Here is a 21,599-nt window from a genome sequence, read left to right as displayed (position 1 = left end):
CGGGGACGGCATGGACGAGCAGATCAGCCGCGCACGACGACGACTCGACGAGCTGCGCACGGCTCCGGCCGCGCCACAGGAGCCCGGCGCGCCGGCCACGGAACCGGCGACCGCGGTCTCCGAGGACGAACGCATCCGCGTCACCGCCGCGGGCCGCCGCCTGACCGCCGTCGACCTCGACCCCCGGCTGCTGCGGCTCGACGCCGACGACCTCGCCGCGGACCTCACCACCGTGATCAACGTGGCCCTCGACCGGGCGCGTCCCGCCCCGCCCGCCGCGCAGGACGTCCCGCCGGTCGACCTGAACGCGATCCGCGCCGGGCTCGACGCCGTCCTCGCCCAGGGCCAGGACGGCATGCGCCGGATGACCGGCGCGATCGGTGACGCCGTCGCCCAGGTCAACGAGCGCGCCGTGATGCGCGGCAGCTTCGAGCCGCCCGACTTCGACGGCCTGTTCGCCCGGACCCGCGCCGCCCTGGCCGCCGCCGGCACCACCGGCGGGGCGGCCGAGGGCGAAGCCTGGGCGGTGGACGACCGGCTCTACGTGAAGGCGTCGTCGTCCGGCCAGGTCGTCCGGCTGGTCTGGGAGCACGACCTGAGCGCCGCCGACATCGCCGACGGTGCCCGCGCCGCGGTCAACGACGCCCTCGCCCGCGCCGAGACCGAAGCGCGCAGGTCCGCCGCCCCGTCCGCCGAGTTCACCGAGAACGTCCGCGCCGCCCAGGACGCCGGAGTCCGGGAGCTCGCCCGGTACGTCACGTCCCTGCAGTCCCTGATGAGCGACATCCAGCCCAGGTAACGGGAGGCCGCATGGCTCCGGAACTGAAGGTCGACCACGAGCAGATGCTGAAGAGCGGCCGCGACATCGGCGGCGCGGCGAACGGCCTCCGCTCCCACTGGCAGCGATTCCAGGGCGAACTGTCCTCCTACGGGGAGCCCTGGGGAAGCGACGACATCGGCTCGATCATCGGCGGCTGCTACCAGGCGGTCCTGGAGGTCTTCCAGGACTGCCTGGACGACAACATCGAGGGCGTCGCGGAGCACGGCGAGGGCGTCCAGGCGATGGCCGCCGGCTACCGCGAGTCCGAGGACGCCTCCGCCATCGAGGTCAACCGCGTCAACGACTTCCTCTGATGGGCCTGCAACTCCCCGGCGAGCTGCGCTCGCTGCTGTCGATGCTGGGCTACTCCTGGCCCGAGGCGGATGAGACCAAGCTCATGGAGATGGGCGGCGCCTGGCTGCGCTTCGCCGGCACCCTCGGCGGCCCCGTCGCCGACGCCCACGGCCACGCCCAGCAGGTCTGGACGACCCACGAGGCCGACGGCGTCCAGGCGTTCAAGGACTCCTGGACGCAGGGCGACGCCCCGCACGCCAACCTCGAGGACGCCCGCACCGCCGCCCAGATCATCGGCGCGGGCCTGATGGTCTGCGGCGGCATCGTCCTCGGCCTGAAGATCAACACGATCGTCCAGCTCGCCCTGCTGGCCGCCGAGATCGCCCAGGCCATCGCCACCGCCCCCGAGACCTTCGGCGCCTCCCTCGCCGAGATCCCCGTCTTCAAGGAGATCACCGGCGCCCTCATCGACCAGCTCATCAACCTCGCCATAGACGCGATCCTCAATGGGTGACCCGTTCTCCGGCCGCGGGACCCCGGCGCGCGCGGCCACCACGCGATCCGCGGCCGGCCTCATGTCGGCCGTCCTCTTCCTGGCGCTGCACCTCATCCTCAAGTCAGGCAAGGGAAAGGCGGCCTCAGGAATCTTCGAGGCCGCGATCCGGTGGATGCGCAAGGCCATAAAGAACCACGGAGGTCGGCACCACGTCTTCAGGGGCGAGGTCCGGAACGTGCGCGGCCGGCCGACGCCCACCGGGTACCACCACCGGTTCCTGGGCCGCGACGACGCCGACCGGCGCGTCACCGTGCTCGACCGCGACCCCCACACCGGCGTCTATCGTGGTGACGTCCAGATGAGAGGCCCCAACGGGCAGTGGATCACCAAGCCGCAAGGGAGCACGTTCTTCCCCGACAACTGGTCCCCGCAGCGGGTGAACTCGGCCATCGAGAAGGCGTTCGCGAACCATCAGGTGAGCCCCGACGGGAAGCGGTGGTCGGGGGTCGTGGACGGCGTCCTCATCCAGGGGTCGTTCAAGCGGAACGGCAAGAAGAACGGCTGGGACTCGGCGTGGCCGGTCATGCCCTACAGCTAAGGCGACCTAACCGATGATCTCCTTCGTCAACAGCGTGCACAATACGCCCGACTACCGTTTCACCGACGAGTCCGAGACCGCGCTCGGGGCGTTCCTGGTCGGTGACGTCCAGACCGGCGGCGACTGGCTGCTCGACATGCTGGCCTGGGCCGAGGACGTGCGGGCCGGGCGCAGCCGCGAGGAGGACTGGTCGGGGAACTCCTGGGTCGCGGAGGTCAGGCCGGACGGCCTGCACCTCTTCGACACCCTGTCGGACGACTGGGAGGGCCACTACGCGCTGGCCGACGCGATCGAGGTGATGCTGCGGTACTGGGCCTTCCTCGCCGACCATTCGAGCAACGGCTGGAAGCAGCGCGAACTCACGAAATGGGAAGAGAAGCGCGCTCGCCCTCACCCCCTCCGGCCTGCCCTCTGACCGCTCGCCCCGGGGCGGGCGGGGTCAGCGGGTCATGGAGGTCTCGCGGTCCACGTGGGACAGCTTCTCGGGGTTGCGCACGTGGTAGAGGCCGGCGACGCGGCCGTTCTCCATCTGTACCGCCACCACGCCGTCGATCTCCCCGTCGACCCGGACGAGCAGCCCGGGGGCGCCGTTGACCTCGACCGGTTCGAGCACCCTTTCCGCGCCGCGCCTCCACCACCCGGCGGCCAGCAGGCGGGCGACGTCGCCGACTCCCACGATGGGCCGGAGGAGGGCGTGCTTGACGCCGCCGCCGTCGTTCAGGGCGACGACGTCCGGCGCGAGGATGTCGAGCAGGCTCTGGAGCTCGCCGGTCTCGACGGCCCGCTGGAACGCCTGGAGGGCGGCTCGCGTCTCGGCCGGGGTGGCGGTGCCACGGGGACGGCGCGCGGCGACGTGCGACCGCGCCCGGTAGGCGAGCTGGCGGACCGCGGCCGGGCTCCTGCCGACGGCTTCGGCGATCTCGTCGTAGTCCAGATCGAAGACCTCGCGCAGCACGAACACGGCCCGTTCGGTCGGTTGGAGCGTCTCCAGCACCAGCAGCATCGCCATGGAGACGCTGTCGGCGAGTTCGGCGTCCTCGGCGACGTCCGGCGCGGTCAGCAGCGGCTCGGGCAGCCAAGGCCCGACGTAGGTCTCCTTGCGCCGCCCGAGCGCGCGCAGCCGGTCCAGGGCTTGGCGGGTGACGATCCGCACCAGGTAGGCACGCTCTTCCCGCACGGTGGCCCGATCGACGCCCACCCAGCGCAGCCAGGTCTCCTGCAGGACGTCCTCGGCGTCGGTGGCCGAACCGAGCATCTCGTAGGCGACCGTGAACAGCAGGCTGCGGTGGGCGACGAACGCCTCGGTGGCGGACTCCATCGGGTCGGCGTCGGCGAGCGGCTCGGCGGTGTCCACAGTGCGTTCGCTCATGCCCGGCTCCTGCCCGTCGGTTCCCAGTCCTGCTCCATGCACTAGACGACGGTCAGCGCCGTCGCGTAACACGCCCTTGGCGATGACCTAGGTCACATGACCGGTGCTGTTACGCGGGCCGGGGAGCCGTCGTCTCGTGTTCGTCAGGACGCCGCGCCTGACGGGCTCGCGGCGCCCCTTCCAGGAAAGGCAGCAACCATGAGCAGCAGCAAGTTCGCCGTGGCGGGAGCGACCGGACGACTGGGACGCCACGTCGTCGACGTCCTCACCGAACGGGGCCACCAGGTCGTGCCGATGGCACGGGCCACCGGTGTGGACGTCGTCACCGGCAAGGGCCTGGCCGAGGCGCTCGCCGGGGCCGGCGCCATCATCGACGTCGCGTCGTGGCACGCCTCCGAGGAGGAGGCGGCGACCGAGTTCTTCCGCGCGTCGGCGCGCAACCTGCACGAGGCCGGCCACGCGGCAGGGGTCGCGCACATCACCGTGGCGTCCATCATCGGCATCGACAAGACCACCGCGGGCTTCGGCGCCGCCAAGAAGGTGCACGAGGAGCTGCACCTGTCCGGGCTCCTCCCCGTCCGCATCCTGCGTGCCGCGCAGTTCCACGAGTTCGTCGGACAGCTCATGGACTGGCAGCAAGGCGACGTCGCCTACATCCCGAACTGGCCCAGCCGGCTCGTCGCGGCCCGCACCGTGGCCGAGGCGCTGGTCGACCTGGCCACCGACCCCGATGGGCCCGCTCCCGGAGCACCGATCCCCGAGGTCGCCGGGCCCCGCGAGGAGATCGTCTCCGAGGCGGCCGCACTGCTCGGCGCCCGCCGGGGCGTGAAGGTCGTCGGCGTCGCCGATCCCGGCCTGCCCGACGCCGAGTACGCCGCCGCCGGCGGCCTGCTGCCGGGCCCGCACGCCCGGCTCGCCGGCCCCACCTTCGAGGAGTGGCTCGAAGCCCGGCCCTGACCCGGCACGCCTCCGGCCGGGCCACGGATTCGTGACCGGTCGGCGGCGGAAAGTTCGGATACCGAAATGTGATCATCGGGCTTTCCGGACGCGCCAACCGGTTGTGGATCTTGGGCGTCTCCTGATCGTTTCCTGAACGTCAGCGGAGAGGCCCTTCCTTGCGCCGAACGTCGTCCTTCCTGGCCGCGACCGCCCTCGCGGCGTCGGCCGTGCTCGTCCCCACCGCCGCTCGCGCGGACGTGTCGGATGCCAAGCTCACCGTCGCCTTCGACCGGCTGGCCGAGGACCGCGTCGCCAAGATCTCGGTGAGCGTGAAGTCGGCGAGCGGGGTGACGGGCGTGCAGGCGCATGCGCGTTACGAATCGTCCACCGCCGAGCCCTACGCGACGGTGGACCTGAGGCGGACCCAGGGAACGGACAACGACGGCGTCTGGGAGGGCGAGATCCGGCCGGACATCACCGCCCGAGCCGGGACCACCGTCGTCGACACGGTCATCACGACGGCGGACGGGGCGAGCACGGTCAGGCGGGCCTGGATCGACGATTGCTACGTCACGTCGATCGAGGGGCTCGCCCCCGAACCGGCGGTCGTGGACGTCGAGCATCCGGACGTGACGCTGACCGGGCGGCTCATGGTGCGGAAGAGCCATGACCGGGCTCCGGAGCCGGTCCAGGGCATGACGGTCAACGCGAATTCCGCGCAGACGGCGACAGGGCCGGACGGCTCCTTCGTCCTGCGGACGCAGGGAGGCGGCCATGTCTACGCGTACGCGCAGGGGCCGTACTGCGCGCTCAGCGAGGACTCGCCGGTCACCGTCCAGCAGCAGGCGACCGAGATCAGCGCGCGGATGACGCCGGGGTCGACCGTCGTCCCCTACACGCAGATGTCGGTGGACGGGAAGGTCGTCCGGCACGGCTCGGCGGGTCTCGCGCCCGCGGCCGGTGTCACCGTCGCCCTCGACCTGTCGAGCGGGCTGGCGGACTGGTCCCCCCTGCAGGTGAAGACGGACACGGACGGGACCTTCCACGCCTACTTCACGGCCGCGCGGGACGTCGGGCTGTCCGGCACCGTAGCGGTGGAGGCGCGGGGCGGGGAGTTCCTCACCGGGAGCAAGGTGTCGCTGGGGACGCTGAACATCCGCAACACGGCCACGATCGACGACTTCGTCCTGCGTGGGCGACCCCTCGCCTACGGCGAGACGATCGTGGCCGATGGAACACTGGTGATCCAGCCGAACTACACGAACGTCACGAACCTGCCGATGTACCTGGAGTACTCGCGGGACGGCAAGACCGGCTGGACGATCTGGGCACGGCAGACGCTGCCCCGCCCGAAGAGCTTCTACTTCAACACCACCAAGCCCGTGACGCAGGACGGGTACTGGCGTTTCCGGTACCCGGGCGGGCCGCGCAACACGGCGGCCGTGAGCCCGGTCAAGTACATCGACGTCAAGTACCGGACGCAGATGTACGACTTCAACGCCTCCCCTGAGCCGGTGAAGAAGGGCAAGACCATCACGGTCAAGGGCCTGCTGTACCGCTCCATGGACCAGGCGGGGCCCGCGCCGAACGCCCCGGTGTCGATCTACTTCCAGGCCAAGGGCTCGTCGAAGTGGACGCAGATGGCCGTGGTGAAGACGGCCTCCAACGGGTGGTTCAGCAAGACGTTCAAGGCGTCCCAGGACGGCACCTGGATGGCCTCTTACAACGGCAGCGCGAACTACCTCGCCTCCGACAAGCCCACCGACTACGTGGACGTCCGATGAGCCGCCGCGGAAAGGCCGCCAAGGCGTGTCTCGCGGCTGCCGCCCTGACGGCGGCGGGTGTCGTCGCTCCTGCGGCCGCCCACGCGGAGATCCATGACGCCCAGCTGACGTCGGCCTTCGACCGGCTGTCGCACGACCGGGTGGCGACCTTCACGCTCAAGGCGAAGTCGTCGGACGGGATCGTCGCCGTCGAGGGCGCAGTGCGGAATCCGGCCGACGCCGCGCCCTATGCGGCGCTGTCGTTCACGCTCGTCGACGGCACGGACAAGGACGGCACCTGGCAGGCCACGCTCCAGACGGACGTGGAGCACCATCCGGGCGCGAACGTCGTCCAAGCGACCGTCCGGTCCGCCGATGGCTCCACGTTGCGCCCGGCCGCCGCGTTCGTCGACTGCTATCTGACGTCCGTCACCGACGTCGAGTACGCGCCGAAGACCATGGACATCGAGCACCCGGACGTGACCTACCAAGGGCGCGTCATGGTGCAGAAGTACCGCGACGAACCGCTCGAACCCGCTGAGGGGGCGACGGTGAAGGCGGGGAACGGCGGTGCCCGCACCGGAGCGGACGGGGGGTTCGCCTTCACCGCCGCGGATCCGTCGATGTCGGTGGCGGTCGCACGGCAAGGGGCCTTGTGCGGTACCACGGAGTCGACCCCGCTGACGGTCGTGAAGCAGGCGACCGAGACGACGGCGCAACTGGTGTCGGTGCGTCCTACGCGCGAGGGGGCCGATATCACGGTCCACGGCAGGGTCATGCGGCGCGGCTCCGCCGGACTCGTGCCCGTCAGCGGCCTTTCGCTCACGGTCGACTACCAGCAGGACGCTGCGGGCGCGGCCGCCGCGTCGGCGGCGAGCGGCGATCGGTGGCCGACGACGGGGGCCGACGGGACGTTCGACGCCTCGTTCTCGGTGACCCGCTCGGGCCGGTTGGTGATCGAGACGCCTGGGACGTTCTTCCTGACCGGCGGGTCCGTCGATCTCGGGACGGTGGACCTGTCCAGGACCGCGCGGATCTCGGGCCTCACCTACGCGACGCGGCCGCTCGCGTACCGCGGCTCGTTGGAGGTGACCGGAACGCTTCTCGGCGACTTGGGCCCGATCGCCGGCGCCCCGGTGTTCCTGGAGTTCTCCACCGACCGCAAGACGTGGACGCGTGCGACGTACAGCACGGGGACGACGGCGGCGGGCGGTTTCGACCTCTTCACCTCCGACGAGCGCACGGAGCGTGACGGCTATTGGCGGGTCCGGTATCCGGGGGACGCGCTGTACAAACCGCTCGTCACCACTCCGACCTTCATCGATGTCCGCTACGCGACGTCCATTGCCGGGTTCAACGCTTCTCCTGAGCCGGTGAAGAAGGGGAAGAGCATCACGGTCAAGGGGCAGTTGTTCCGGTACATGGACAAGAAGCTGCCGGGACCGAACGCCCCGGTGTCGATCTACTTCCAGGCCAAGGGCTCGTCGAAGTGGACGCAGATGGCCGTGGTGAAGACGGCCTCCAACGGCTGGTTCAGCAAGACGTTCAAGGCGTCCCAGGACGGCACCTGGATGGCCTCCTACAACGGCAGCGCGAACTACCTCGCCTCCGACAAGCCCACCGACTATGTGGACGTGCGATGAGAATTCGGGTGCGCCGGATGGCGGCGCTGTTCATGGGGCTCGTGACCGCCCTATCCGTCGCCGTCGCGCCGCCCGCGGCCGCGGCGGAGTACCTGACCACCCGGGCGGTGCGGATCCTGTCGCCCGGTCCGGCCACGCAGATCGAGGTGGCCGCCGCCTCGGACAGCGACATCACGAAGGTGCGCGCCGTCCTGCAGCCGCTGGGCGCCGGGGGAGAGCCCCTTCCGGTGGACGACTTCGAGCTCGTCGGCGGCACGGCGCAGGACGGCGTCTGGCGGACGAGGTCCGCGGTGCCGGTGGGGCAGGGCCGCTGGACGGTCGACGTGGAGCTGGCGAACGCGGCCACGACCCGGACGCTGACGCGGCGGCTGGTGATCGACAACGGGCTGGACACCGAGTTCACCGAGGTGGCGTTCTCCCCGACCATGGTGGACCCGGACCATCCGAACGTGGCCTTCAGCGGCCGGCTGCTGGCCCGTGACGCCGACGGCGTGCCGGCACCGGTCGCGGGCGCCCGGCTCTTCGTCGTTCAGCCGGACGGCGCGAAGGCCACGGCGGTCACCGGCGCCGACGGACGCGCCGAGGGCACCGCCGTCTTCGCCGACGTCGGCGCCGCCGTCCTGTCCTACGGCGGGGACTTCCTGCATCGTCCGGCGACCAGCGCGGTGACCCACATCGTCGAGCGGCGGTGGAAGACCCGCATCAGCCTGACGGTCAAGGGCCGGCCGGTCGTGGGCGACAAGGTGACGGTCACCGGGAAGCTCGAATGGCAGAACCTCGCCGGCGCGTGGGCACCACTGGCGGGCAAGCAGGTCGACCTGGAGTTCGGCAAGGCGACCGGAGGCGACTGGAGCACGATCGCCTCGCCGATGACGGACGCGAACGGTGTCTACAGCGCCCCCGTCCTGGTCACCGATGACGGCACCTGGAACGTCTCCTTCGCCGACGACCCGAACCGCCCCGGCGACTACCTGAGCTACAGGGGGTCCTCCGCGAACACGGACGTCCTTCAGGTCGTCTACCGGACGTCCATCAGCGGGTTCGACGCCGGTCCGGAGCCGGTCGGCAGGGGCGACACGGTGACGGCGACCGGCCGGGTCCTGCGCAAGATGGCCGACGGCCGGTGGGGCGGGGCCGTGAACGCCGTCGTGCACCTGCAGTTCTCCACCGACAACAAGAAGTGGAGCGACGCCGCGGCGCAGGTCACCGACGTCGACGGCCGTTTCGCCGTTCCGGCGCGCGCCTCGCGCGACGGGTACTGGCGGGCCGTCGTCCGGGACGAGGGCTATGGCACGCTGGCGTCCACCGGCCCGGCCGACTACGTGGACGTCCGGTACCGGACGAAGATCCTCGACTTCAACGCGAGCCCGGAGCCGGTCGTCAAGGGCCGGACCGTCACGATCGTGGGGTCCCTCTACCGGGAGACCACCAAGTGGACGACGTTCGGCAAGCAGAAAGTGTCGTTCTATTTCCTGCCCAAGGGGTCTTCCAAGTGGACCTATCTGGGCGCCACCACGACGGACGGCCTGGGCCGCTTCCGGAAGGGGTTCAAGGCGTCCAAGGACGGTACGTGGCGCGCCTACTACGGCGGTGCGTCCGCCTACGTGAAGACCTACAGGGACGACTACGTGGACGTGCGGTAAGGGCGCCGACTAGTCCGCCGGTTACGGGGGCGTAGGTTGGCGTACGCTGCCTCCGTGGTCGACTTTGATCTTTACGAGCGCGAGCTGTGGGCCGGGCGGGCCCCGGCGTACGAGCGGGGATTCGCCCGGATGACGCGGTACATGGTCGGGCCGCTGCTCGACGCGGCGGGCGTCGCGGCGGGGACCCGGGTGCTCGAGGTCGGCACGGGCCCGGGCTTCGTCGCGGCGGAGGCGGTGCGGCGCGGCGCGGAGGTGTCCGCGCTGGACGCCGAGCCGGGCATGGCGGAGACGGCGCGGCGGAACGTGCCGGGGCTGGACGTCCAGGTGGCGGTGCTGCCGGAGGTGCCGTTCCCGGACGGGACGTTCGACGCGGCCGTCGGCAACTTCGTCATCAACCACGTCGGCGCGCCGGACGCGGCGCTCGCCGAGCTGCGGCGGGTGCTGCGGCCGGAGGGGCGGATGGCGCTGAGCTGCTGGGTGATGCCGGGCGTCGGCGCGCTCGCGGTCGTCCGGGAGGCGATGGACGCGGCCGGGGTGCCGTGGCCGGACGACATCCCGCCGTCGCCGTTCGTCGAGTACGGCGAGGCGATGGCGTTCCAGCGGCTGGTGACGGAGGCGGGCTTCGCGGACGTGGCGGTCGAGGAGGTGACCTGGGAGCACGTCGTCGACCCCGAGGAGTGGTGGGAGACGGGCGCGCTGTCCAGGGTCGGCAGCAACGGCGTCGCGATCAGCCGGCAGGACGCGGCGACCGTCGCGCGGATCAAGGCGGAGTACGACCGGATCGTCGCGGGATACGCGCTGCCGGACGGCGCCGGCGGCGCGGACGGCCGGTCCGTGGCGCTGCCCGCGCACGCGCTGCTGGCGAGCGCGCGCCGCTGACCGGGCCGCCGCGGGCGGGCGTCGGGCCGCGGGCGGGCGGCGACCGGATCGGACCGCGATACTCGCGCGCGCCGGAGGGCCCGGGGCCGGTAGCCTCGGGTCTGTGATTGACCTGCGAGCTCTTCGAGAGGATCCCGAGCGGCTGCGCGCCTCGCAGCGCGCCCGCGGTGAGGATGACGCCGTCGTCGACCGGCTGCTGGACCTGGACGGGAGGCGGCGCTCCGCGCTGACCTCGTTCGAGCAGCTGCGCGCCGAGCAGAAGAGTTTCGGCAAGTCGGTGTCCCGGGCGCAGGGCGACGAGCGGCAGGCGCTGCTGGCCCGCGCGAAGGAGCTGGCGCAGCAGGTCAAGGACCGCGAGGCGGAGGCCGACCGGCTCGGCGAGGAGCTGGACGCGGCGCTGAAGGGCGTGCCGAACCTGATCGAGGAGGGCGCCCCGCCCGGCGGCGAGCAGGACTTCGTGGTCCTGGAGCACGTCGGCGAGCCGACCGCGTTCGACTTCGCGCCGAAGGACCACCTGGAGCTGGGCGAGAGCCTCGGCGCGATCGACATGGAGCGCGGCGCGAAGGTGTCGGGCGCCCGGTTCTACTACCTGACCGGGGTCGGCGCGCGGCTGCAGTACGCGCTGCTGAACCTGGCGATGGAGCAGGCGGTCGCGAGCGGGTTCGTGCCGATGTACCCGCCGGTGCTGGTGAAGCCGGAGGCGATGGAGGGCACCGGCTTCCTCGGCGCGCACGCGGCGGAGGTGTACCAGCTCCCGCAGGACGAGCTGTACCTGGTCGGGACGTCGGAGGTGCCGCTCGCCGCGTACCACATGAACGAGATCATCGACGAGCTGCCGCGGCGGTACGTGGCGTGGTCGTCGTGCTTCCGCCGCGAGGCCGGCTCGTACGGCAAGGACACGCGCGGCATCATCCGGGTCCACCAGTTCGACAAGGTGGAGATGTTCTCCTACTGCGACCCGGCGGACGCGCACGCCGAGCACCTGCGGCTCCTGGAGTGGGAGAAGGAGATGCTCGCGAAGGTCGAGATCCCGTACCGGGTGATCGACGTGGCGGCGGGCGACCTCGGCGCGAGCGCGGCGCGCAAGTACGACTGCGAGGCGTGGGTGCCGACGCAGAACACCTACCGCGAGGTGACGTCGACGTCGAACTGCACCGACTTCCAGGCGCGGCGCCTGTCGGTGCGGCACAAGGACGCCGACGGGAAGAACCAGCCCGTCGCGACGCTGAACGGGACGCTGGCGACGACGCGCTGGATGGTCGCGATCCTGGAGAACCACCAGCAGGCGGACGGTTCGGTGCGCGTCCCGGAGGCGCTGCAGAAGTTCCTGGGCCTGGAGGTCCTGGAGCCCGTCAAGCGCTGAACGACCGGAGCGAGAGGGCCCGTCCGCCTGCCGGACGGGCCCTTCCCGTTACCGCAGGAGCCGCTTCCGGAGTGCGGCCCGCGTGGCGGCGTCGATGCCGAGGCCCTTGGCGACGAACGCGTCGAACGTCCCGTAGTCCCGCGCGATCTGGTCGAACGCGGTGTCCAGGTAGGCGGCGCGGACGGTCAGGAACGGCTCGACGAGGGCCGGGTCGATGCCGATCTTCTTCAGCTCGGCGAGCTCGGCGGCGTTCTGGTCGGCGAGCTCCTGGTTGGAGCGCAGGTAGTCGGCGTAGACCTGGGTCTTGGGGACGCCGAGGACGGTGAGCAGGATCGCGGTCATGACGCCGGTGCGGTCCTTGCCCTCGGTGCAGTGGTAGAGGACGGGGCCCGTGCCGGACGCGATGCGGGTGAGCGCGGCGGCGAACTGCTTGCGGGAGTCGGCGTCGTGGACGAACCCGCGGTACGACAGCGCCATGAACTCGCCGGACTTGTCCTGCGCGAGGATCGCCTTGAGCAGGTCGGGGACCATCGTCAGCAGGGTCGGCGAGAACGCGTTGATGTTCGCGGCGACGGGCGCGACCCCGGCGGGCAGCTTGTCGGCGCCCGACATGCCGACTTCGAGCTGCGAGCGGAAGTCGACGGAGGCCGTGAGCCCGAGCCGCTGGAGCTGCGCGACGCCGGTCGCGGTGACCTTGCTGAGCGACGCGGACCGGTAGACGAGGCCGTAGCGCACGTGCCGGCCGTCCCGTGCCGTGTAGCCGCCGATGTCGCGGACGTTGACGGCGCCGTCCACCGCGATGTCGCGGACGGTGGAGGCGGTCCGAGCGGCGACCGGGGCCGCGGCGGGCGCGGAGGCCGGGGCGGCGGACGCGGGGGCCGGGAGGGTGAAGGGGGCCAGCGCGACGGCGCCCGCGAGCGCGGCCGACACCAGGCGGGGGGTTCGGGGGGTCATCTGCTGCCTTCCGCACGCGGGGGGAGGGAACGTGAAGAAGATTCGGGTGGACCCACACCCTAGGCGCGCGGCGGACGGGGCGGAAGGGGGCGACCGGGCGGAAGGGGGCGACCGGGCGGATATCCCGTCGGACCCGTCGCCTAGGGTGTGTCCGAGCCGACCTGGAAGGTGACATGACCGAACCTGCGCCGCGCGTGATCGCCACCGACCTCGACGGCACGATCGTGCGCTCCGACGGGACCATCTCCGCCCGCACCGTCGCCGCCCTCGAGCGCGTCGAGCGCGCCGGCGCGATGCTCGTCATGGTCACCGGCCGGCCCCCGCGCTGGATGACGGAGATCGCCGCCGCCGTCCGGCACCGCGGCCTCGCCATCTGCGCGAACGGAGCCCTCGTCTACGACCTGCACTCCGAGACCGTCGTGCACGCCCGGCAGATCCCGCCGGACGTGCTCGCCGAGGCCATCGGGCGGCTGCGCGGCGTCTCGCCCGGCTTCCGGTTCGCCGTCGAGTACCCGACCGGTTTCGTGTTCGAGACCAGCTACGACCTGTCGCGCTGGGACGCCGAGGCGCTCGGCGGCCGGCCCGTCGACGGCGCCGAGCTGGTCGCCAGCCCCGGCACCAAGCTGCTCGCCTTCCACCCCGACGCCGACCCCGACGAGCTGGCCGCCCGGGCCGAGAAGGCCGTCGGCGACCTCGTCACGGTCACCCACTCGTCCGGGCGGGGGCTGCTGGAGATCAGCGCGCACGGCGTCACCAAGGCCAGCGCCCTCGCCGCCCTCTGCGCCGAGCACGGCATCGGCCCCGCCGACGTCACCGCGTTCGGCGACATGCCCAACGACCTGCCGATGCTCGCCTGGGCGGGCACGTCGTACGCGGTCGCGAACGCGCACCCGCTCGTCCTCGCCGCGGTCACGCACAGGACGTCCCGCAACGACGACGACGGCGTGGCGCAGATCCTGGAGCGCCTGTTCCCGTGACGACGGCCGCACCCGTCGCACCGGGTGCGGCCGTCGTTCCGACGTCCTACAGGTAGGGGCCGGACGAGCGAGGACCCCGCTCCTCCTGCTGCTGCTCCACGCCCTGCGGCATCATGCCCGCGGGCAGTGCCCGGCGCATCTGCTCCAGCTGCGCGCGCGCCGCCATCTGCTGCGCGAACAGCGTCGTCTGGATCCCGTGGAACAGCCCCTCCAGCCAGCCGACCAGCTGCGCCTGCGCGATCCGCAGCTCGCCCTCGCTCGGCACGGACTCGTCGGCGAACGGCAGCGACAGCCGCTCCAGCTCCTCGACCAGCTCCGGGGCCAGGCCGTCCTCGAGCTCCTTGATGGACGACTTGTGGATCTCCCGCAGCCGGGCCCGGCTCGCCTCGTCCAGCGGGGCGGCCTTGACCTCGTCCAGCAGCTGGCGGATCATCCCGCCGATCCGCATGACCTTCGCGGGCTGCTCGACCATCTCGGTGATCGACTTGCCCTCGTGCTCGCCGCCCTCGCCCGCGCCCTCCATGGCGATGCCGTTCGGCCCGACCACGAGCACGTGCGGTTCCTGTTCCGACTGGTTCTTCGAAGGCTCGCTCATATCTCCCTCATCCTCACACGGTCAGCAGGATCTTGCCGACGTGGCCGCTCTCCTCCATCAGCCGGTGCGCCGCGGCGGCGTCGGCGATCGGCACGCGCCGGTCGACCACCGGGCGGACCTCCCCCGACTCCAGCAGCGGCCACACGTGCTCGCGGACGGCCGCCACGATCTCCGCCTTCTCCTCCAACGGACGGGACCGCAGCGCCGTTGCGTGGACGAGCGCCCTTTTCCGCAGCAGCGCGTTGATGTCCAGCTCGGCCTTCGTGCCGCCCTGCAGCCCGATGATCATCAGCCGTCCGCCGGTCGCGAGGGCCTCGACGTTGCGCGCCAGGTACTTCGCTCCGATCACGTCCAGGATCACGTCGTACGGGCCGCTCTCGACGAAGTCGTCCTCGCGGTAGTTGACGACGACGTCGGCGCCCAGCTCGCGGCAGCGGTCCGCCTTCTCCGCGCTGCCCACGGTGCAGGCCACCTTCGCGCCGCGCGCCTTCGCCAGCTGGATCGCGAGCGTCCCGATGCCGCTGCCGCCGCCGTGCACCAGGAACGTCTCCCCGGCGCTCAACCCGGCGAGCATGAACACGTTCGACCACACCGTGCACGCCACCTCCGGCAGCCCGGCCGCGTCCACGAGGTCCACACCGGGCGGTACCGGGAGCACCTGCGACGCGGGCACCGCGACCAGCTCGGCGTAGCCGCCGCCGGCCAGCAGCGCGCACACCTCGTCGCCCGGCGCGAGGCCCGTCACGCCGTCGCCCAGCGCGGCGACCCGTCCCGACACCTCCAGCCCCGGATACGGCGAAGCGCCCTCGGGCGGGTTGTAGAAGCCCATCCGCTGCATGACGTCCGCGCGGTTCACCGCGCTCGCCGCCACCTCCACCAGCACCTCGCCGGGCCCCGGCTCCGGATCGGGCACCCGCGTCCATTCCAGGACGTCGGCGTCCCCCGGCTCGCGAATCACGATCGCATGCATAACGGTCACGCTACCGGGCGACGGGTCGGCGCAGTTCCGCGCGTCCGGACACCGCCTCCGGCGCCCCTCACCGCGAGCGTCCCGGGGCAAAGTGGATCTACCGGCGTGATGCGTGGTATTGACGCGCGGGTATCCTTCCTGGGGGCCGTTTTGCCCTCCTGCTCCGTAATGATCATCTGAGGTGTGCCCGAGGGGAGAAATCGGTGGCGAGGAACGAGCACGACGGGCGTTCCCTAGAGGAGCGGCTGGCCTCTCTCGACGCGATGAGCGGCGAGTCGACGGGGCCGTCCGACGCCGCCCCGCCTGCCGCCACCGAGGGCGAGCAACCGGCGGCGCAGGCGCCTCCCGCGCCCCCTGAGCAGCAGGGACCGCAGCCCGAGCAGCCGGCGCCCGCGGCGCAGCCGGAGGGTGCCGCCGGCGAGCCGGGGCAGCAGCCCGCGCACGACCCGAACGCCAACCCGTGGCTGGCCGCGCCGCCGCTCCAGCCGCCGGAGAACTTCGGCCCGGAGACCTACGGCCCCGAGAACTACGGCCCCGACAACTTCGGCCCCGAAGGGTTCGGCGCGCCGCCGCCCACCGCGCCGCCCGCGCAGAACCTGCCGCCCTACGACGGCGGCCCCATGCCGCAGCCCTTCGAGGGCGGCATGCTGCCCCCGCCGTACGGCGCCTACCAGCCGTTCGAGCCCCGGCAGCCCTGGGAGACCGGGCCGCCGCAGCCGTACGACGCGGGCAACGGCCAGAGCGCCCCGCCGCTCGACCAGCTGCCGCCCTACATGCCCGACCAGCCGTTCCCGCCCCCGCCCGACCCGAACGCGGGCGCCGCCCAGCCGTTTCCCGGCGAGCCGAACGGCGTCCAGCCCTTCCCGCAAGACCCGAACGCGCAGCCGTTCCCGCAGGACCCGAACGCACAGCCGTTCCCCCAAGACCCCAACGCCGGGCAGCCGTTCCCGCAGGACCCCAACGCGCAGCCGTTCCCGCAGGACCCGAATGCTGGGCAGCCGTTCCCGCAGGATCCCAGCGCTCAGCCGTTCGCGCAGGACCCCAACGCGCAGCCCTTCCCGCAGGATCCCAGCGCTCAGCCGTTCGCGCAGGATCCGAGCGCGCAGCCGTTCCCGGCGGATCCGAACGCCGGCGGCCAGCCATTCGCGCAGGACCCAAACGCGAACGCGCAGCCGTACGCGGTCGACCCGAACACCGGCCACCCCTACCCGCAGAACCCGGGCGGTCAGCCGTACCCGGTCGACCCGAACACCGGGCAGCCCTACCCGGTCGACCCCAACACGGGTCAGCCGTACATGGTCGACCCGAACACCGGCCAGGCCTACCCGATCGACCCGAGCACCGGACGGCCGTACGCGCAGATGCCGCCGGGTGGCGACCCGGCCCAGCCGCACCAGGGTTACGGCTACCCGCAGCCGGGCCAGCCGGGGCAGCCGCCGTACCCGGGCCAGCCTCCGCAGCCCGGCCAGCCCGGCGCGTACCAGCAGGTCCCGCCGGGCCACCAGTACCCGGGGCAGCCGCAGCAGGCCGACCCGACGAGCGCCGACAGCCTCAGCTCCGAGAACCTCCTCGGCGAGCGCCGCATCGCGCCGTCCTCCGGCTGGCGGCGCGCCGTCTACAAGGCCACCGGCGGCAGCGTCCACCCCGGCGAGTCGCAGAGCGAGATGCGCCGCAAGGACCTCATCGCCCGCGCCCGCACCCCCGTGACGGGCGGCCACCACCGCGTCGCGGTGATGTCGCTGAAGGGCGGCGTCGGCAAGACCACCACCACGACCGGTCTCGGCTCGATGCTCGGCTCGATGCGCGGCGACACCGTCATCGCCGTGGACGCCAACCCCGACCGCGGCACGCTGTCGGACAAGGTCCGGCTGGAGACCGCCGCGACCGTCCGCGACCTGCTCAACAGCCGCGACAAGATCCAGCGGTACGCCGACGTCCGCGCGTTCACCTCGCAGAACGCCGCGCGCCTGGAGGTGCTCGCGTCCGACCGCGACCCCGCGGTCAGCGAGGCGTTCAGCGCGGAGGACTACGAGGCCGTCGCCGCCGTCCTGGAGCAGTACTACTCCATCTGCATCACCGACTGCGGGACGGGCCTGCTGCACTCCGCGATGTCCGGGGTGCTGCGCCTCGCCGACCAGCTCGTCCTGGTCAGCTCCCCGTCGGTGGACGGCGCCCGGTCCGCGAGCGCGACCCTCGACTGGCTGGAGGCGCACGACCACGGCCACCTCGTCCGCAACGGCGTCGTGGTGCTGTCGATGGTCCGCAACCGCACCCGCAGCCAGGTCGACCTGGACAAGCTGCAGGCCCACTTCGAGAGCCGCTGCCGCGCCGTCGTCCGCATCCCCTACGACGACCACCTGGAGGAGGGCGCCGAAGTGGACCTGGAGCAGCTCGCTCCGGCGACGCGCGAGGCGTACCTCAACCTCGCCGCGATCGTCGGCGACGGCTTCGCCTTCCCGCGCATCGAACCCTCCGCCTGACCCGGCCCGCGTGCCGCCGCCGCTAGAGTCGCCTCCCGTGGAGAGCGACGACCAGGGCGTCTACGTGGGCAGGGCCGCGGCGGACGCGGCGGGGGACCGCGGCTGGCTGCTGGGCCACTTCAAGCCGCCGGGCGACCTGCGGCACAGCGAGGACGTCGAGATCAAATGGGGCGTCCATCCCAAGGGGGAGCGGCGCGCGCGCTGGACGGACGGGGAGAAGCGCACGGCGCTGCTCGTCCTGATCAGCGGCCGGTTCCGGCTGGAGTTCCCCGGACGCGACGTCGTCCTCGCGGAGCCCGGTGACTACGTGGTGTGGGGTCGCGGCGTCGACCACTCCTGGGAGGCCGAGGAGGAGTCCGTCGTCATGACCGTCCGGTGGCCGTCGATCCCGGGATATGCGGTCGAGGCGGCCGGGTGAGCCCGCTATCGTTGGCCGTGGCCACCCGGGCGTGGCCGAGGAGAGTTCGCATAGTGGACTAGTGCAGGCGCCTTGAAAGCGCCCAGGGCTGGGGACAGTCCTCGTGGGTTCGAATCCCACACTCTCCGCTCGGAATCGGGCGACGCGGGCCCGTGAAACCGCCCGAATCGGGCGGAAGGCATCCGTTACTCTCTTCGGCATGTCGCAGACACCGAATGATCCGGCAGGCACCACTCACCAGTTTCAGAACTTCGCCAACCGCGCGCCGGCGGAGAAGTCCGGCCCGAACATGCCCCTCATCGTCGGCCTCGCCGTCGTGGCGGTCGTGGTCGTGGTCGGCGTGATCGCGCTCATGATGGTCTGATCCCCGGGCGGCCGCCCGCGCGGACGCGACGGCGCGTCCATCCCCGTGCGCGGGCCCCGGTCAGCGGCCGTTGCTGCTGAAGTGCTGGTAGTCGCGGGCGCCGCTCCATTCGCCGCCCCAGCCCCAGCCGATCGACGCGAACGCCTTCACCACCCGGTCGCCGGCGTGGATCACCCCGGGATCGCGGTTCTTCCGGTTCGCGTACTTTGCACAGTTCTTGTGGGCGACGTGCCCGTCCGCGTAGACGTACGGGTTCTGGCACGTGTTGAGGTCGACCGCGAGGCCGAAGGCGTGCTGGGAGAACGAGCTGGACCCGGTGGCGTTGCGGCAGTTGAACGCGGAGGTGTTGCCGGCCTCGATGGAGGCGAAGTCGCTTCCCTTGTACTTGTCGACCGGCTCCATGCGCTCGATCGGGTAGCGCATGTTGTAGAGCTTGCGGAACACCGTGACGAGGTCGTCGGCCGCCTTGGCGTTGACGACGAGCTGCCCGTTGCCGTGCGGCTTGTGGTCCATGCCCCAGTACGTCATCTGGATCATACGGAGCCCGGACGGCGCGACCGGGCAGCCCCGGTGCCAGGAGTACTTCAGGTCCGCGGCGGTGACCTTCTTGATCTGCGCCTCGAACTTCTGGTTCGTCGGTTTCGCGGACGGCGCCGCCGAGCCGGTCCCGGTCCCGGTCGCGGTCGGCGGCGTGGCGGGAGTCGCCGTCCCGGACTTGCCGCCGTTGTCGGATCCGTTGCCGCATCCGGTCGCGGCGGCCGACACGGCGATGAACACGGCGGCGAACGCCGCACTGCGAAGTGGCCCTCTAGCTGGCATCTTTGCAGGATCGCACGTCGCGTGGCCTTCGCGTTGGACCTCGGATTCGCTACGGTGCGTTTGACGGCGCGTCCGCCGGAAAGGGGCCGGGGCGAACGGGCCGCGAACGTCGTCCACCTCGCCGGGCATGTCGCCCGGCATCCGCCGGCCCTCAGGGAGCCGGAATGGCGGATCCGCAGGAGAGGGACGTCCCGAGCCTCGAGGACGAGATCTTCGCCGTCGCGCAGAGCGTCCAGGAAGAGCCCGTCGTGGACGCGGAGCGGCCGCGGCTGCGGCTGCGGTCGGAGCGCGCGCTGGACTTCGCCGAGCGCACGCGGTCGCTGAGCGGCCGGGAGGTCGGCGCGATCGCCGCGGGGTTCGGCCTGTTCGTGTTCGTCGACTTCGTGATGATGTACGCGCCGCTGATGACGACCCGGCGGCCGAGCCTGCTGCCGCAGTTCGTCACGCTGCTGGTGCTGGCGTTCGGGCTGGGCGGGCTGCTGATGTGGAAGGTCGGCGGCCGGTGGCGGTCGTTCGGCGCGGGGATGATGCTGGCGTGGGTGTTCCTCACGCTGGTGTCGGTGGGGTTCCTGACCGGGGTGACGGTCACGCTCTAGACCCGAACGCTCTGGACGCGCCTTCCGCGCCGGGCGCCGGCGCGCCGATCGCGGGTCACGTGGCGCCGAGCCGCTTGAGGACGGCGCTGAAGGCGCGCCCGATGGCCTCCAGGTCCTCGGGTTCGATCACGTCGATGAGGTACTCGCGGACGACCTCGACGTGGTCGCGCGCGGCGCGTTCCAGCGTGGCGAAGCCCTCCTCGGTCAGCTGCGCGTAGACGCCGCGCTTGTCGGTGCCGCAGTTGTCCCTCTTGACCAGGCCCTTCGACTCCAGCCGGGAGCAGGTGTGGGACAGCCGGCTGCGGGACTGGCTGGCGTTCTCGGCGAGCTCCGCCATGCGCAGCCGGTGGCCGGACGCCTCGGACAGCCGGACGAGGATCTCGTACTCCGACACCGAGAGCCCGTGCTTGGTCTTCAGGTCCCGGTCCATGATCTCGGTGAGCCGGACGCTGCCGTCCACGTAGGCCCGCCAATCGCGTTGCTGGGAGGCATCGAGCCAGCGTGGTTCGCTCATGGGATCAGTATAGTGGGGGAATAGTTGAAGCATCAACTAGATTGTAGGGGGCAACGCCCGCCACGGACGGGCACCCGACGGAGGAGGACCCCATGCCAGCCGTGATGGCCGACCCGCTGACCCTGCCCCGGCTGCCGCTGCTGCCGGACGCCGACACCGACTGGCGCCGCGTCGCGAAGACCGTGACCGCGAAGCGCCACCTGGAGGGCGAGGGCTTCGAGGTCCGCCGCCCGTTCCCGGGCATCGACCTGTCCCTCGCCGACCCGTTCCTCCTCCTCGACCACATGGGCGCCGTCGAGTACGCGCCCGGTGAGGCGAAGGGCACCCCGTGGCACCCGCACCGCGGCTTCGAGACCGTCACCTACATCATCGACGGCGCGTTCCAGCACCAGGACACCACGGGCGGCGGCGGCCTCATCTCCGACGGCGCCACCCAGTGGATGACGGCCGCGTCCGGCATCCAGCACATCGAGCAGCCGCCGCCCGAGCTCGTCACCAAGGGCGGCCTGTTCCACGGCGTCCAGCTCTGGGTGAACCTGCCGCGCGCGCAGAAGTGGGTGGAGCCCCGCTACCAGGACATCGAGGCCCGCGACGTCACGCTGCTCGCGGCCGACGACGGCTCCTCGCTCGTCCGGGTGATCGCCGGTTCCGTCGCCGGGCACGACGGCCCCGGCGTCACCTACACGCCGATCAACTACCTGCACGCCACCGTCGCGCCGGGCGCCCGGCTCACCCTGCCGTGGCCGCGCGACTTCAACGCGATGGTCTACGTCCTGTCCGGACGCGGCACGGTCGGCGTCGAGGAGGTCGGCCTGGACGAGGGGCAGCTCGCGGTGTTCGCGGGCTCGCACCACCACGGCTCGCAGGACGGCCTGGTCGTCCGCGCCGCCGACACCCAGCCCGTCGCGAGCGCGAACGGCTGGGAGATCCTGATCCTCGGCGGCCTCCCGATCCGGGAGCCGGTCGCCCGCTACGGGCCGTTCGTCATGAACACCCGCGACGAGATCGTGCAGGCGTTCGAGGACTTCCAGGCGGGCCGCATGGGCACGGTCCCCGTCCCGCACCTCTCGGCGGCCGACGAGAACCTGGCCTGATTCTCACGGCG

Annotated in this window: 23 protein-coding genes and 1 tRNA gene; 18 read left to right on the top strand and 6 right to left on the bottom strand. The window is 71.8% G+C overall.

From position 1 onward, the window contains the following. Positions 1 to 10: 10 nt before the first annotated feature. The 5 genes from ABZ914_RS12075 (at position 11) to ABZ914_RS12055 (ending at position 2,623) form a co-directional block, all read left to right on the top strand. Complete coding sequence (locus ABZ914_RS12075) at positions 11 to 799, top strand: hypothetical protein (protein ID WP_500193006.1); 789 nt, start codon at positions 11 to 13, stop codon at positions 797 to 799. An 11-nt stretch (positions 800 to 810) separates the two neighbouring features. After that, positions 811 to 1,134 (top strand): WXG100 family type VII secretion target, encoded by a 324-nt coding sequence (locus ABZ914_RS12070; RefSeq protein ID WP_500193005.1) that lies wholly within the window; start codon positions 811 to 813, stop codon positions 1,132 to 1,134. Continuing rightward, positions 1,134 to 1,628, top strand: a complete 495-nt coding sequence (locus ABZ914_RS12065) for a WXG100-like domain-containing protein (protein ID WP_500193004.1) — start codon at positions 1,134 to 1,136, stop codon at positions 1,626 to 1,628. The genes ABZ914_RS12070 and ABZ914_RS12065 overlap by 1 nt, the downstream gene beginning before the upstream one ends. A 61-nt stretch (positions 1,629 to 1,689) precedes the next feature. Beyond that, positions 1,690 to 2,208, top strand: coding sequence for an EndoU domain-containing protein (locus tag ABZ914_RS12060; protein ID WP_500193003.1), 519 nt, complete (start codon positions 1,690 to 1,692; stop codon positions 2,206 to 2,208). 13 nt (positions 2,209 to 2,221) lie between these two features. Beyond that, positions 2,222 to 2,623, top strand: coding sequence for a hypothetical protein (locus ABZ914_RS12055; protein ID WP_500193002.1), 402 nt, complete (start codon positions 2,222 to 2,224; stop codon positions 2,621 to 2,623). Between the two features lie 24 nt (positions 2,624 to 2,647). On the opposite strand, the gene ABZ914_RS12050 is transcribed toward ABZ914_RS12055, so the two are convergent. Continuing rightward, positions 2,648 to 3,577 (bottom strand): RNA polymerase sigma-70 factor, encoded by a 930-nt coding sequence (locus ABZ914_RS12050; protein WP_500193001.1) that lies wholly within the window; start codon positions 3,575 to 3,577, stop codon positions 2,648 to 2,650. A 198-nt stretch (positions 3,578 to 3,775) separates the two neighbouring features. On the opposite strand from ABZ914_RS12050, the gene ABZ914_RS12045 reads away from it, so the two are divergent. The 6 genes from ABZ914_RS12045 (at position 3,776) to serS (ending at position 11,807) form a co-directional block, all read left to right on the top strand. Further along, a complete protein-coding gene (locus ABZ914_RS12045) occupies positions 3,776 to 4,534 on the top strand; it encodes an SDR family oxidoreductase (protein ID WP_500193000.1) in 759 nt (252 codons plus the stop codon). A gap of 158 nt (positions 4,535 to 4,692) precedes the next feature. Beyond that, positions 4,693 to 6,300: a hypothetical protein gene (locus tag ABZ914_RS12040; RefSeq protein WP_500192999.1), complete on the top strand. Its 1,608-nt coding sequence runs from the start codon at positions 4,693 to 4,695 to the stop codon at positions 6,298 to 6,300. Further along, positions 6,297 to 7,922: a hypothetical protein gene (locus tag ABZ914_RS12035; protein WP_500192998.1), complete on the top strand. Its 1,626-nt coding sequence runs from the start codon at positions 6,297 to 6,299 to the stop codon at positions 7,920 to 7,922. The genes ABZ914_RS12040 and ABZ914_RS12035 overlap by 4 nt, the downstream gene beginning before the upstream one ends. Then, positions 7,919 to 9,565, top strand: a complete 1,647-nt coding sequence (locus tag ABZ914_RS12030) for a hypothetical protein (protein WP_500192997.1) — start codon at positions 7,919 to 7,921, stop codon at positions 9,563 to 9,565. Before ABZ914_RS12035 ends, ABZ914_RS12030 begins: the two co-directional genes overlap by 4 nt. A 54-nt stretch (positions 9,566 to 9,619) precedes the next feature. Continuing rightward, entirely contained in the window at positions 9,620 to 10,444 is an 825-nt protein-coding gene (locus ABZ914_RS12025; RefSeq protein ID WP_500192996.1) for a class I SAM-dependent methyltransferase, read from the top strand. Between the two features lie 103 nt (positions 10,445 to 10,547). After that, a complete protein-coding gene (gene serS, locus ABZ914_RS12020) occupies positions 10,548 to 11,807 on the top strand; it encodes a serine--tRNA ligase (protein ID WP_500192995.1) in 1,260 nt (419 codons plus the stop codon). A 48-nt stretch (positions 11,808 to 11,855) separates the two neighbouring features. Here the strand turns inward: serS and ABZ914_RS12015 are convergent, their stop codons facing one another. After that, on the bottom strand, positions 11,856 to 12,761 hold the full coding sequence (locus ABZ914_RS12015) for a tyrosine-protein phosphatase (RefSeq protein WP_500192994.1): 906 nt from the start codon (positions 12,759 to 12,761) through the stop codon (positions 11,856 to 11,858). Between the two features lie 173 nt (positions 12,762 to 12,934). On the opposite strand from ABZ914_RS12015, the gene ABZ914_RS12010 reads away from it, so the two are divergent. Next, a complete protein-coding gene (locus ABZ914_RS12010; RefSeq protein WP_190851166.1) occupies positions 12,935 to 13,738 on the top strand; it encodes an HAD family hydrolase in 804 nt (267 codons plus the stop codon). A 46-nt stretch (positions 13,739 to 13,784) separates the two neighbouring features. Here ABZ914_RS12010 and ABZ914_RS12005 read toward each other — a convergent pair whose 3' ends face one another. Beyond that, a complete protein-coding gene (locus ABZ914_RS12005; protein ID WP_190851163.1) occupies positions 13,785 to 14,333 on the bottom strand; it encodes a bacterial proteasome activator family protein in 549 nt (182 codons plus the stop codon). Positions 14,334 to 14,346: 13 nt separating this feature from the next. Then, positions 14,347 to 15,303 carry an NAD(P)H-quinone oxidoreductase gene (locus ABZ914_RS12000; protein WP_500192992.1) on the bottom strand — a complete coding sequence of 319 codons (957 nt, stop codon included), beginning with the start codon at positions 15,301 to 15,303 and terminating at the stop codon, positions 14,347 to 14,349. Positions 15,304 to 15,506: 203 nt separating this feature from the next. Here ABZ914_RS12000 and ABZ914_RS11995 point away from each other — a divergent pair, with 203 nt between their 5' ends. From ABZ914_RS11995 to ABZ914_RS11980, 4 genes are all read left to right on the top strand, one after another. Then, the gene (locus tag ABZ914_RS11995; protein ID WP_500192991.1) at positions 15,507 to 17,783 is read left to right on the top strand and encodes a MinD/ParA family ATP-binding protein; all 2,277 of its coding nucleotides are present in this window, start codon (positions 15,507 to 15,509) and stop codon (positions 17,781 to 17,783) included. Between the two features lie 37 nt (positions 17,784 to 17,820). Continuing rightward, complete coding sequence (locus ABZ914_RS11990) at positions 17,821 to 18,201, top strand: cupin domain-containing protein (RefSeq protein ID WP_500192990.1); 381 nt, start codon at positions 17,821 to 17,823, stop codon at positions 18,199 to 18,201. A gap of 39 nt (positions 18,202 to 18,240) precedes the next feature. Then, positions 18,241 to 18,329: transfer RNA gene (locus ABZ914_RS11985), tRNA-Ser, on the top strand. A 71-nt stretch (positions 18,330 to 18,400) separates the two neighbouring features. Continuing rightward, positions 18,401 to 18,565, top strand: a complete 165-nt coding sequence (locus ABZ914_RS11980) for a hypothetical protein (RefSeq protein ID WP_190851157.1) — start codon at positions 18,401 to 18,403, stop codon at positions 18,563 to 18,565. Between the two features lie 60 nt (positions 18,566 to 18,625). On the opposite strand, the gene ABZ914_RS11975 is transcribed toward ABZ914_RS11980, so the two are convergent. Continuing rightward, on the bottom strand, positions 18,626 to 19,384 hold the full coding sequence (locus ABZ914_RS11975; RefSeq protein ID WP_500192989.1) for a M15 family metallopeptidase: 759 nt from the start codon (positions 19,382 to 19,384) through the stop codon (positions 18,626 to 18,628). A gap of 164 nt (positions 19,385 to 19,548) precedes the next feature. Between ABZ914_RS11975 and ABZ914_RS11970 the strand changes: the two genes are divergently transcribed. Next, the gene (locus ABZ914_RS11970) at positions 19,549 to 19,980 is read left to right on the top strand and encodes a hypothetical protein (protein ID WP_500192988.1); all 432 of its coding nucleotides are present in this window, start codon (positions 19,549 to 19,551) and stop codon (positions 19,978 to 19,980) included. A 55-nt stretch (positions 19,981 to 20,035) separates the two neighbouring features. Here ABZ914_RS11970 and ABZ914_RS11965 read toward each other — a convergent pair whose 3' ends face one another. Further along, positions 20,036 to 20,494: a MarR family winged helix-turn-helix transcriptional regulator gene (locus ABZ914_RS11965; RefSeq protein WP_190851151.1), complete on the bottom strand. Its 459-nt coding sequence runs from the start codon at positions 20,492 to 20,494 to the stop codon at positions 20,036 to 20,038. 92 nt (positions 20,495 to 20,586) lie between these two features. On the opposite strand from ABZ914_RS11965, the gene ABZ914_RS11960 reads away from it, so the two are divergent. Next, the gene (locus tag ABZ914_RS11960) at positions 20,587 to 21,588 is read left to right on the top strand and encodes a pirin family protein (RefSeq protein ID WP_433144822.1); all 1,002 of its coding nucleotides are present in this window, start codon (positions 20,587 to 20,589) and stop codon (positions 21,586 to 21,588) included. The last annotated feature ends 11 nt before the right edge of the window (positions 21,589 to 21,599 follow it).

Source organism: Spirillospora sp. NPDC046719, from assembly GCF_040645715.1.
Lineage (GTDB): Bacteria > Actinomycetota > Actinomycetes > Streptosporangiales > Streptosporangiaceae > Spirillospora.
This window is presented reverse-complemented; position numbering and strand designations above follow the sequence as displayed.